The sequence below is a fragment of the Clostridium perfringens ATCC 13124 genome, from assembly GCF_000013285.1.
Taxonomy (GTDB): Bacteria; Bacillota; Clostridia; order Clostridiales; family Clostridiaceae; genus Sarcina; species Sarcina perfringens.
Genome location: NC_008261.1, coordinates 2034990 through 2047428, shown reverse-complemented (window position 1 = coordinate 2047428; position 12439 = coordinate 2034990). Strand labels below are relative to the sequence as shown.

The window sequence follows — 12439 nt, the reverse complement described above, 5'->3', positions numbered from 1 at the left end:
AATGATTGAGAATATATCGAAGTTAATAGCTGAAAAAGTTTCTAGTGAATTAAATTATGATAATGAAAGAAAAGAAATTATTCAGTATGGAACTTATGCTCTAATACAAACATTAATATCAATAATTTCAGTACTTATACTGGGATTAGTGTTTAATATAGCTTTAGAAGCTTTGATATTTTTATTTACAGCAAGCATACTTAGAAAATACTCTGGAGGAGCACATTCAGAATCCTCTAATGTATGTACTTTATTAGGCATAATAATTTCAATATGTATTGGTTTTTTAATAAAAAGTAGTTTTTTTGCAAAAATGAACTTTGAGCTTGTAGTGTTTATTGGAATAGTTATTTTTGTTTTTGGATATTTTATAGTTTTTAAATTTGCTCCAGTAGATACTAAAAATAAACCAATAAAAACCGAAAAGAAGAAAAAACGCATGAAAAAAGGATCTTTAAAGATTTTAACTATATATTTATTTATTGAAGTATTAAGTATAATTTTATATTATAATTCAGGATGGAGTTTAGCTAAGCCTGTTATGTTAAGTATAATCTTTGGAGTAGCATGGCAATGTATGACTCTAACCTACATAGGAAATATATTGTTAAAAACTATAGATTCTTTTACAAATAAATTATTATAAATCTTGAGGGGATGAGTTAAATGAAAAAATTAAACAAAAACTTATTAACATTATTTGCTGCATTAACAACAGTAGTTGCAACAACAGTTGCTACTTCAGCATGTCTTTGGTTTACACACCAACCAGAGGAACCAAAATCTTTAAGAGATGAATAATTTACCTAAAGGTCGGTTTTAAACCGGCCTTATTTTATACTAGATTAGAGAGGGAGAATATGATTAGGGATGTAAATGATAATAAAAAGAAAAAAGTTGATGAAATATTATCAATAGTAAAAGTATCATCATTATTATTTTCAGCTATGGCTTTTTTACAATACACCTTTAATCTTACAAAGTATAACAATAAATTTTTAGCGTATTACAGTATATTATCAATTTTAATAAGTATATTCTTATTATCAACGATTTACATACTTTGGAGTTTAGCTAGTTTAAACAAATATAAAGATCATATAAATAAGATACAATTAATAGAAATAATTTTATTTATGATTATATTTATAATGGCTATATTAGTTTCAGGAGGGAATTCTAGTAATAATAAATTTTTATTTTTATTTATTATAATAACATCTACAATACAGGGGGGCATGCATAGAGGATGTGTGGTTTCTGTAGTGTCATCAGCTATTATTTTAGCTATAGATTTGATTTTTTCAGGGAATGCTGATGTAAATATTTATTTTCAAAATGATTTAATATTAGCAGGAGTATTTGTTTTAACAGCTTGGACATTAGGTTTTTATGTAAAAACTGAAAATGATCACATAAAGGAATTACAAACCTTGGTTAACGAAGATGGATTAACAGGGGTTTATAATCATAGATATTTTTATGATAAATTAAGAGAGAAAATGCATATTAGTGAGGTTGAAAATGAGAAACTATCATTAATATTTATGGATATAGATTATTTTAAGCATTATAACGATTTGTATGGACATCAAAAAGGTGACGAAGCATTAAAGAAAATAGGAAAACTTCTAAAAAATATAGCTAGAGAAAATGATTTAGTAGCTAGATATGGAGGAGAAGAGTTTGCAATAATTTTACCTAATACTTCAGAAGAGGAAGCTACTAAAATTGCAGAAAGAATTAGAAATAAAGTAGAAAAAACATATTTTGAAGGACAAGAAAATCAACCTAATGCTAATTTTACAGTATCTGTTGGTATAGCTGTATTCCCAGATAAAGCTAAAAGTGAGCTAGAATTAGTTAAATGTGCTGATGATGCATTATATAGAGCTAAATTTTTCCATAAAAATAGAGTTGAAACTTATGTATCTGTTTTAGATGAATTAAAACGAGATTTAAATGAAGAGGAAAATGCTCTTGTAGCATCTATAAAAACTTTAATAAGTATTATAAATGCAAAGGATAAATATACATATAGCCATGTAGAAAGAGTAGTTATTTATAGCAGACTTATGGCTAAAAAATTAGGACTTTCAGAAGATGAGAAAAAGCAGTTAATATATGGAGCTTATATGCATGATATAGGTAAAATAAATATACCAAATGAAATATTAACTAAAAAGATGAGACTTACTAAAGAGGAATGGGAGATTTTAAAGCAACATCCTAAAGATGGAGTAGAAATAATAAAATCAGTAAATTCCTTAAAGAATGTTGTGCCTCTTATTTTATATCATCATGAGAGATATGATGGTTTTGGATATCCAGTAGGATTAAAGGAGAAAGAAATACCATACTTAGCAAGGGTCTTAACTGTAATAGATAGTTTTGATGCTATGACTTCAAGTAGGCCTTATAATAAAAGAAAAACTTATGATGAAGGATTAATAGAACTAGAAAGATGTAGTGGAACTCAATTTGATCCAGAAATAGTTGGTATTTTTAGTGAAGTGGTTAAGGAAAATATAAATGAAATACAAGATTTTTAAAGAGATGTATCATAATACACCTCTTTTTATTTTAGCTAAAATCTGATATTATTTTTTCACAGCATAGCTTAGCTGAGATTAAGGACATTGATATTCCAGAGCCAGGATGTACTGAATCACCTACAAAATATATATTCTTTAGTTTTTTTATTTTTGCCTGAGGTCTAAAAATAGTTGTTTGTAGCAAATTATGATTAAGACCAAAAGCTGCACCAAAAAAGCAATTAAAATCATTTTTTAAGGTCATAGGCGTTGTATAGCTTTCGTAAATTATATTTTCTTTTATATCTTCTAAACCTTTAATTTTACTTAGGTCATACAAGATTTTGTTTCTCAAAGAAACAATTGTAGATTCAGTCCATTTTGATTTATATTTTTTTAAGTTTGGAACACGTACTGTTATATTAATGCATTCACAATCCTCAGGAGTTAATGAAGTATCTATTGAGCTTGGGCAATAGATATAATATATATATTCCTTTGGCAAGGGCCCATCTATAAAGGGAGCTAATAAAACTTCTTTCTTATTTAAATTAAGTACTATATTATGTACATCTAAATTTTTATATTTTTTCTTAAGAAATAAATGTAGTATAAATGTAGAGCAAGAAAAGGATAAATTATTTTGTTTTCGCCTAGAAATTTTATTTTTAAATGTACTTCTAGGAAGTAAATTTTGTATGGTATAAGTAAAATCTGAATTACAAACAATTAAATCAGAAAATATATTTTCGTGGTTTATTTTTGCTCCAATTGCTACATTCTTTTCCATAAGTATATTAGTTACATTTGAGTTAAGATGTATTTTACCACCAAGTTCTAGGATTAATTTTTCTAAAGCCTTCACATAAGAGTACATTCCACCTTTAATATAATATAATCCATATATTTGAGTGGTTGATGGAATTAAATTAAAAACATTAGAACTTTTAAGGGGAGACTCCCCAATATACATGCATTGAAAAGCTAATAAGTTTTTTAAATATTCATTACTTATATATTCTTCAATGGTTTTATAACAATTTTTAAAAGGATGTATTTTAATTAGTTCAGGTAAAGATTTAAAATATCTCCAATAATTTAAGGTGAAAAAACTTCTGTTTAAAAAGTATTTTTCTACTAAAAGATATCTTCTATATGAGTCAGATATATATTTATAATAATTTGAACTTTCATCATTAAATACCTTTTCTAAGGACTCTGTAGTTTTTAGAAAGTCTGAATAAATATTAAAACTATCTCCTTCATCATTAAACACTTTATATAAAGTATTTAATTCTACAAGCTCTATATAGTCTTTAGGGTCTTTTTTTGCATATTTAAATACTTCTAAATAGGGTTTAGGGAGCATAAATATTGAAGCAGAAGAATCTATCTTAAAATCTTTGTATTCAATTAAATTTACTTTTCCACCTATCTTAGAGTTTTTTTCAAAAATATCTACTTCAAAATTATTAATAAGAAGGCGAACAGCAGTAGCTAATCCACCTATTCCAGCTCCAACTATTATAGCTTTTTTATTTGGACTCATTTAATTAACCACCTAGGGTAATATCTTGATCTTTATACCATTCAAGAGCATTAAAGAAATGATCTTTATTAAAATTAGGCCATAAATCATCAATTATGTATATATCAGAATAAACTGATTGAACTGGCAAAAATCCGCTTAATCTACGTCTACCGCCCCATCTTATTAATAAATCTATTCTTGAAATATCCTTTGATTGAATATTATCATAGATATTTTTACTCTTAATGTCACAGGCTTTTAGAAGGTTTAAATCCCATTCCCAACCATAGTTAACAAGGAAGTTAACGCGTATGCCACCTTTGCCCATTGTAGTTCTTTTAGTATATTTTTTTAACTCTTCAGGAAAAACTGGAGAATCAGCATTCCCTATAACAAGCAATTCACAATCTTCATTTGCAATTAATTCTACTGATTTTATGCAGGCATCTATGAATGCCTTTTTTTGATATGATGGTCTTTTGGTATTGTCTGTAGTAAAACCATAATAAGTTATTTCTTTAATATCTAGTTTTTGACAAAGTTTAAAAAGTTCAAGTCCAGGTTCAATTCCATGTAAATATCCTTGATCTTTTTCAAGTCCATTTTCTACAGCCCAACGTCTATTGCCATCTGGGATAACCCCTATATGTTTTGGAATTCTCATAATATGTCTCAACCCTTTCTTAAAAATAGATTCAAATGAAAGTATTCCCATTTTAATAAATAAAATGCATAAATTTGATTATTTTAAATTTTAATTATATTATTATTCTATGGAAAAATTTAATGTTAATTATACGGAGTTGAAAAAATGAGATTTATAGGTGTTAGAACTTGGAAAACAGGAATAGGCGCTGTAATAGCTATGATAATAGCAAAGGAATTAGGGCTAAGTTACTGGGTTTCAGCAGGAATTATAACCATACTTAGCATACAGAGTACAAAAAGAGAATCATTAAAGATAGCTATAAAGAGAATAGAATCTGTTATTATAGCCTTAATAGTGTCTTCAGTTTTATTCTTAGCATTAGGGTTTAACTCAGTTGTTTTTGGATTATATCTTTTAGTTTTTATACCTTTAACAGTAAAACTAAAAGTGACAGATGGAATTGTTGTAAGTTCTGTTTTAGTAACTCATTTATTAGTTGAGAAACAGGTGAATTCATATTGGATAATAAATGAACTAGGCCTTATGCTAGTTGGGGTTTTGGTTGCATTAATATTAAATAGTTATATGCCTAAGAATGAGGAAAAGATAAAAGAAGACATAGATTATATATCTGAAAAAATAAAAGAGATATTTATGGATATGGCATATTCTTTAAGAACACATAGTGTTTCAATAAAGGAACAAAGACTTTTTGATGAACTTGAAAATAGAATAGAGTTAGCTAAAAAAAGAGCCAATGATAATTTTAATAACTATTTGTTTTCAGATGTTAAGTACTATGTGCATTACATAGATATGAGAGAAGTTCAATTTCAAATGTTAAAGTATATGAGAGAACACTTTTCAAGAATATCTATTACTGTAAAACAGACTGAACTAGTTGCTAATTTTACAGAAGAGGTAGCCTCTGTAATAGGTAAAGAAGTTAATGTAAATATTCTTATTAATAGATTAAATAGATTAAAAAAAGAGTTAAGTGAACAAGAACTTCCAGTAACCAGAGAAGAGTTTGAAAATAGAGCTATGTTATTTCAATTTATTAATGATTTAGAGATTTTTATAAAAACAAAAAATCAATGTTATATAAAATAAAAAATTATAATTAAAATATAAATATTAATATAAAAATATTTAGATAAACTTACATGTTTTATTATTAATAAGGTTAAAAATATAAAGTTTGGCTATAATTATGATGAAATAAAATACAATAAATAAAATTATATGCAAAATATATTATATTAGTAAATATGATTAATATTCATTTAACGATTATTAACAAAATTAAAATAGCATAAAATTCTTAAATAAGTTAGAATAATCAATATAGATTTATAAATTTAATTCTTAATTAAGTCTTGTTTTGTTACATTCGTTCTAAGGGAGGCATAAAATGAACAAAAAGTACTTTAAAGAGGTTTTAGGAAATAAAAAAACTTTGAAGAATTTGGGGATTAACGTATTTATTTGGATTACTCTATCTTTTCTATTAGTATTTTTAGGGGAGTCATTTCATAGAGGATCTATTGAAAATGGAAAGGATTTTTTAGATAATCAAACAACAGTATTTCTATTAAACTATCTAATATTTTTGATGATTACTTCAATAGCTTTTTTCTTTAAGAAGACTAGAATGGTTTATGGAATAATAAGTACAATTCTTATGGGCTTTTATATGGCAAGTGGAGTAATACTAGGCTTTAGAGGAACACCACTTATATGGGCAGATATGTTTTCTTTTAAAGAAGGATTAGCTATAGCAGGAAATTATTTAAACTTAAATATTTTAAAATATGCTGTTATAGCCTTAGTAATTATAATTGCAATATTAGTATTGTTATGGTTTAGTGAAAGATATAAAAGTAGAAATAAAGTGATTAATCTATATGGCTTTATAATCTTACCATTATCTATTTTGGCTGTAGGAGCTTTTTATGGAAATGCAAAAGGGAGTATAGAAGTATATAGATGGGATTTGCCAGTTTCCTATGAGAGAAATGGGTTTATGTACTCATTTTTAGATACTGCAGCAGGATTTAAGGTTAAAGAGCCAAGTGATTACAATAAGGCATCTATTGAGAAAATAAAGAATGATATAATTGAAGAAGCACAACTAGCTAGTAATGATACTAAAATGGCATCTGCTATGCCATCAGAATTTCCTAATATAATAATTGTTCAATTAGAATCATTTATGGATTTAGATAGAATAAATGGATTAACTTTTACAGAGGACCCTATACCAACCTTTAGAAAAATAGCTAGTGAATCAACAAATGGCTTTTTAAAGGTACCTACTTATGGAGGGGGAACTGTTAGAAGTGAATTTGAAGTGCTAACTGGATTAAGTACTGATTACTTACCAGTAGGTGAAATACCTAATAATAATATACTTAAAAAACAGCCAGTTGAAAGTTTAGCTTATATATTACATGATTATGGGTATGGAACAAATGTTATACATAATTACGAAGGAAATTTTTATAATAGAGACACAGTGTATCCTAACTTAGGATTTGATAAATATATATCTATGGAGTATATGGACAAACCTACTAATGCTGATTGGCAATATCCAGAGGATGTTTTAAACATAGAACCTATAGAAGATATAATATCTAATAATGAAAAGCCTCAGTTTATTTATAATGTAACTGTAGAAAGTCATGGAGGATATTCTTCTTCAGATTTTGAAAATTATACAGTGGATGGAGATTTAGATCAAGAAGAAAAAAATGAACTTCAATGTTACATAGATAAATTAAGAGGGGTTGATGAATACATAAAAGAACTTTTAGATTATGTAGAATCTTCAGGAGAGCCTACAGTAATCGCTATGTTTGGAGATCATCTACCTTCATTAAAGATAATAAATGATGATGAGAGTGTATTAAAAGATGGAAATAAATATTTAGCTGATTTCTTTATATGGGATAATATTGGCTTACCAAAGGAAAATGTAAATATGGAAGCAGAGGAGTTTACAACATATATATTAGAAAAGCTTAATATGGTGGCAGGAGTTATGCCTACTTTCCATAATGCATGTAAGGATGATGAGAATTACAAAGAAGATTTTGAACTTCTTCAATATGACATGCTATTTGGAAATAAATATATCCTAAATGAAAATAAAAATAAATATGAAAAAACCAATATGAAGATGGGATTAAAGGAAATAACTCTAAATAATTATGATATAAAAGATGATATATTAACTGTAACTGGTGATAATTTTAATTATAAGAGCAAAATTATTATAAATGGAAAGATTAAAGAAACTAATTTTATAGATGAAAATACATTAACAACTACTGAAATTCCTTCAAATATTAAAAATATTTCAGTTGGTCAAATAGGAAAGTATGATAAAATACTAAGTAGTAGCAATTCATTAGAAATAAAATAGTAGTTTAGTTTACATAAAAGGCTATTCAAAAATTATATGATTTTAATTAAATTCATAACATATAATTTTAAAATTTTAAGAATAGCCTTTTATTTATTAGCTCTTAGCATAAATTTATCTTTTAAGAATAAAATGTAAATGTTATACTTAATTTAAGAATTACTAAATTATACTAATTTAACAGGAGGATATTTATGAACATAATAAAAAAAGATGGAAGAATTGAAGAATTTAAAATTGAAAAATTATCAACAAGCTTATCTAATGCAGCAAGTGATTTAAATTTTACACTTAATAAATCATATATAAATATAATTGCAAAAGATGTTGAGGAAACACTAAAATCAATAAGAAAAGATAATGGAAAAACTTCAAGTTATGAAGTTATTGGGGTTGTAATTGATACATTAAAAAATGAGAAGTTTAGTGATGTTTTAAGAGCATATGTAAAATATAGAAAATAATTAAAAGGGGCTGTATCAAATATAACAAATAAAACTTATTTTGATACATGCCCTTTATTTGTAAAGAGTATATTTTATTAATGGTAAATAGGGGAGAGAAGTGAAAATATGATAAAAAAAATAGTTGTAGCTGTAGGTTTAGCATTTAGTTTAAGTTTTTTGGTTGGGTGTGGAAATAAAAGTTTAGTAGAACAAGGTAAAGCTGCCATAAAACAAGGAAATTATGAAGAAGCTACAGCAATTTTTAAAGCGGCCAGTGAAGAGGATTCAAAGGATAAAGAAGAAGCTGAAAGCTTATATGATTTAACATATAATTATGTAATATCTAATAAAGCATATAATGAGTTTAAGTTAGATGTGGCTTTAGATAGTTTAAAGAAAGTAGAAGAAAATAAAAATAAAGAATTAATGAAAGAAGATATTACTAGTTTAAAAGAAGAAATAAGTAAAGATAAGAGTGTACTAGATGACTTTTACTCAAGTATGGAAAAGGTTAATGATTTAGAGAGTGAAGGTAAGATATCAGAAGCAAGGGATTTGTTAAATAAATCTCTTAAAAATATTTCTTATTTAGGAGAAAATGTTAAGGAACTAATTGCAAGTGGAAATTCTAAATTAAAGAATTTAGATGAAAAGCTTGATAAAAAGGAAATAGTTAAAGAAGATAATAATAAAGAAGAAAAAACTGATTTCTCTGAAAAAAATAATAAAGAATTAGCAAATAAAGCTTTAGAAACTGTAAAAAATCTTGGTGTAGTAAAAAAAGATCAATATTTGGAGTTAAAATCTGATGAAGTATATGATTTAGGTGATGGAAGTTACGGTTTTATAGTAAATAAATACTATTATCCAGAAGGAAAGCCAGAGCCTGCATTTATATGTCAGTATTTAGTAGATAAAGAATCATGGAAAGTTAAAGAGGTTAAAGAGGGAATTAAAAAAGAATTAAATTAAAAATTTATGACAAACTAGAGTGATATTTTATTCTCTCTAGTTTGTTTAATTTAAATTAAAAGAGTTTAAATTTATGATTCTTATAGCAATATTTAAATATTGCCTTACCTTGAATATCAGTACTTTTTACTAGTCCAAAATATCTAGAATCTAAACTTATATTCCTATTATCACCCATAACAAAGAATTTATCTTTAGGTATTTTTAATTTTAAATAATAAGGAAGATTCATTTCTTCTTTTATATATGATTCATAAATTTTATCACCATTTACATATACTTCAGAATTATTTATTTCAATTGTATCACCAGGAAGACCTATGATTCTTTTAACTAGAAAATTATCATATTTACAAGGGGCATAAATATTTACTATATCATACCTTTTAGGAGAAGAAGTGGAATAGGATTTTTTATTTATAATTAATACATCACCGTGATGAATAGTATCTTCCATTGAAGAGCCATCAACAACAGCTATGAATATATTGTTTAAGAAGAAACCTAAAATTAGAATTAAGGATATTAATATGGTTATTATAATCTTAAAAAAGCTATCAGGTAGATCTAAAATATAATTAAAGCATTTCATGAATTATTACCTCATGTATATTAAGAATATATTATTAGATTATTTTTTATGGATTCAAATAAGAACTAATAATTAACTTTAAGTTGAAATTTAATTACTACTTTAATATAATTAAGTTAGTTGTGATTTATATACAGTTAGTTGGAAACGTTACCGAAATGGGGGAGAGGATTTTATGAGAAGAAAGTTTAATTCTAAAGAGTTTAATGATAAGTATTATTATGATGGAGAACTTGGAGCTATTTATAATAAAGAGGAGACTATTTTTAGGGTATGGTCACCAGAAGCTAAGAGTTTAGAATTATTACTTTATAGAGATGGGAATAAAGAGAGTTTAATAGAAAGAGATTTGCTTCATAAAAAAAGTAATGGACTTTGGGAATTAGTAAAAAAGGGAGATTTAAATGGAGTTTATTATAAGTGCCATATTGTAGGAGAAGATTTTGAGCATGATTTTGTTGATCCTTACTGCAAAGCCTTAGGAGTTAATGGGTATAGAGCTATGGTTATTGACTTGAAGAAAACTAATCCTAAGGGATGGGAAAATGAAAAGAAACCATCACTTGAAAATCCCTTAGATTCAATTTTATATGAAATGCATATAAGAGATTTTTCGATTGATAAGAGTTCAGGGGTTTCTTTAGAAAATAGAGGAAAGTTTTTAGGAATAGTTGAAGAAAATACAAAAGTTCCTGGTACAGAAGTAAAAACAACCTTAGATCATTTAAAGGAATTAGGAATAACCCATGTACATCTTTTACCTTCTTTTGATTTTGGAACAGTTGATGAGGAGAGATTAGATGAAGAGCAGTATAATTGGGGATATGACCCTGTAAATTATAATGTACCAGAAGGATCATATTCTAAAAATCCATATAAAGGTGAAGTTAGAATTAAAGAGTTTAAGGAAATGGTACTTAAACTTCATAGAGCAGGAATAAGAGTTATAATGGATGTTGTGTATAATCACACTTATTCAGGAGAAAACTCTAATTTAAATTTATCTTACCCAGGATATTATCATAGACAAGATGACTTTGGGAATTTTTCTAATGGTTCTGGATGTGGTAATGAATTAGCATCAGAAAGACTTATGGTAAGAAAATATATGGTTGATTCATTAAAGTATTGGGCAAAAGAATATCACATAGATGGATTTAGATTTGATTTAATGGCATTACATGATATTGAAACCTTAAAGGAAATAAGAGAAGAATTAAATAAAATAGATCCTTCAATATTAATATATGGAGAAGGATGGAATGGAGGAGACTCTCCACTGCCTAAAGAAGAAGCTTGTTTTAAATGTAATATAGGTAAATTTGATAAATTACAAATAGCAGCTTTTAGTGATGATATGAGAGATGGGATAAAAGGATATGTAGCACATCTTAAAGAAGGAGGCTTCGTAAATGGAGGAGAAGACTTTGAAGAGAGTATAAAGTTTGGAATAGTAGCTTCTACTTATCATGAAGGAGTAGATTATAATAAAGTAAATTATTCAGATTCTCCTTGGGCAAATGAACCTTATCAGACAGTAAATTATTGCTCAGCCCATGATAATAATACATTACACGATAAGCTTAAAATTGTATGTGAAAATGCTTCTGAAGAAGAGATAATAGAAATGAATAAGTTAAGTGCTGCTATTTTCTTAACATCTCAAGGAATACCCTTTATTCATTCAGGAGAGGAGTTTTTAAGAACTAAGACTAATGAAAAAGGAGAATTTATTGAAAATAGTTATAATTCTAATGACTTTGTAAACAAGATTGATTGGACTAGAAAAGTAAAGTATATGGATTTATTTAAATACTATAAGGGATTAATTGAATTAAGAAAGGAATATCCTTTATTTAGGTTAGAAAGTAACAAAGAAATAAGAGAAAAAATTTCATTTATAGAGAGTGAGTTAGGAATAAAGAAAAAGGGTATAGTTGCTTATAGATTAAAAGATCATAATAATGAATTCATAGTAGTTTTTAATAGTAATAATAATGAAGTTAAAATAAACCTTCCTAAGGGTCTTTGGGGAGTTATGGTTAATAATAAATTTTCAGGAAAAGAAATAAGGGATGAAGCTAGAGATTTTTATGATATAATAAGAAAGTCAGCATGTGTTCTTAAAAAATTAAGTGATTAAATAGAATTATAAAGTTTATAGGTTGCAATAAAATAACTTTTAATACAGATACTTGTTTAAAATAGAGCTGATTATGAAATTTTCATATAGCTCTATTTTTCTTATTTAATTTAATATGAATTAAATTTAAACAATTTGTAAC

At 26.3% G+C, this 12439-nt stretch carries 11 protein-coding genes; 8 read left to right on the top strand and 3 right to left on the bottom strand.

The window, feature by feature from the left end; all coding sequences use genetic code 11:
• The first annotated feature begins 1 nt into the window (after window position 1).
• The 3 genes from CPF_RS08805 to CPF_RS08795 are packed head-to-tail and all read left to right on the top strand — an operon-like array spanning window position 2 to window position 2552.
• Window positions 2-646, top strand: a complete 645-nt coding sequence (locus CPF_RS08805) for an accessory gene regulator B family protein (protein WP_003455887.1) — start codon at window positions 2-4, stop codon at window positions 644-646.
• 20 nt (window positions 647-666) lie between these two features.
• Window positions 667-801, top strand: coding sequence for a cyclic lactone autoinducer peptide (locus CPF_RS08800; protein WP_003449588.1), 135 nt, complete (start codon window positions 667-669; stop codon window positions 799-801).
• Window positions 802-860: 59 nt separating this feature from the next.
• On the top strand, window positions 861-2552 hold the full coding sequence (locus tag CPF_RS08795) for a bifunctional diguanylate cyclase/phosphohydrolase (RefSeq protein WP_003478152.1): 1692 nt from the start codon (window positions 861-863) through the stop codon (window positions 2550-2552).
• A 31-nt stretch (window positions 2553-2583) separates the two neighbouring features.
• Here CPF_RS08795 and CPF_RS08790 read toward each other — a convergent pair whose 3' ends face one another.
• Both CPF_RS08790 and CPF_RS08785 read right to left on the bottom strand, forming a co-directional pair.
• Window positions 2584-4083, bottom strand: a complete 1500-nt coding sequence (locus CPF_RS08790) for a phytoene desaturase family protein (protein ID WP_003468037.1) — start codon at window positions 4081-4083, stop codon at window positions 2584-2586.
• 4 nt (window positions 4084-4087) lie between these two features.
• Window positions 4088-4729, bottom strand: coding sequence for an undecaprenyl diphosphate synthase family protein (locus CPF_RS08785; protein ID WP_003468041.1), 642 nt, complete (start codon window positions 4727-4729; stop codon window positions 4088-4090).
• Window positions 4730-4876: 147 nt separating this feature from the next.
• On the opposite strand from CPF_RS08785, the gene CPF_RS08780 reads away from it, so the two are divergent.
• The 4 genes from CPF_RS08780 (at window position 4877) to CPF_RS08765 (ending at window position 9562) form a co-directional block, all read left to right on the top strand.
• Entirely contained in the window at window positions 4877-5827 is a 951-nt protein-coding gene (locus CPF_RS08780; protein WP_003449684.1) for an aromatic acid exporter family protein, read from the top strand.
• A 301-nt stretch (window positions 5828-6128) separates the two neighbouring features.
• Window positions 6129-8144: an LTA synthase family protein gene (locus CPF_RS08775; protein ID WP_003472564.1), complete on the top strand. Its 2016-nt coding sequence runs from the start codon at window positions 6129-6131 to the stop codon at window positions 8142-8144.
• A gap of 194 nt (window positions 8145-8338) precedes the next feature.
• Window positions 8339-8608: an ATP cone domain-containing protein gene (locus CPF_RS08770; RefSeq protein WP_011590892.1), complete on the top strand. Its 270-nt coding sequence runs from the start codon at window positions 8339-8341 to the stop codon at window positions 8606-8608.
• A gap of 108 nt (window positions 8609-8716) precedes the next feature.
• Window positions 8717-9562 carry a hypothetical protein gene (locus tag CPF_RS08765; protein ID WP_003455868.1) on the top strand — a complete coding sequence of 282 codons (846 nt, stop codon included), beginning with the start codon at window positions 8717-8719 and terminating at the stop codon, window positions 9560-9562.
• Window positions 9563-9617: 55 nt separating this feature from the next.
• On the opposite strand, the gene lepB is transcribed toward CPF_RS08765, so the two are convergent.
• Window positions 9618-10154, bottom strand: a complete 537-nt coding sequence (lepB, locus tag CPF_RS08760; protein ID WP_003456000.1) for a signal peptidase I — start codon at window positions 10152-10154, stop codon at window positions 9618-9620.
• 175 nt (window positions 10155-10329) lie between these two features.
• Here lepB and pulA point away from each other — a divergent pair, with 175 nt between their 5' ends.
• Window positions 10330-12297 carry a type I pullulanase gene (gene pulA / locus CPF_RS08755; protein ID WP_011590891.1) on the top strand — a complete coding sequence of 656 codons (1968 nt, stop codon included), beginning with the start codon at window positions 10330-10332 and terminating at the stop codon, window positions 12295-12297.
• The last annotated feature ends 142 nt before the right edge of the window (window positions 12298-12439 follow it).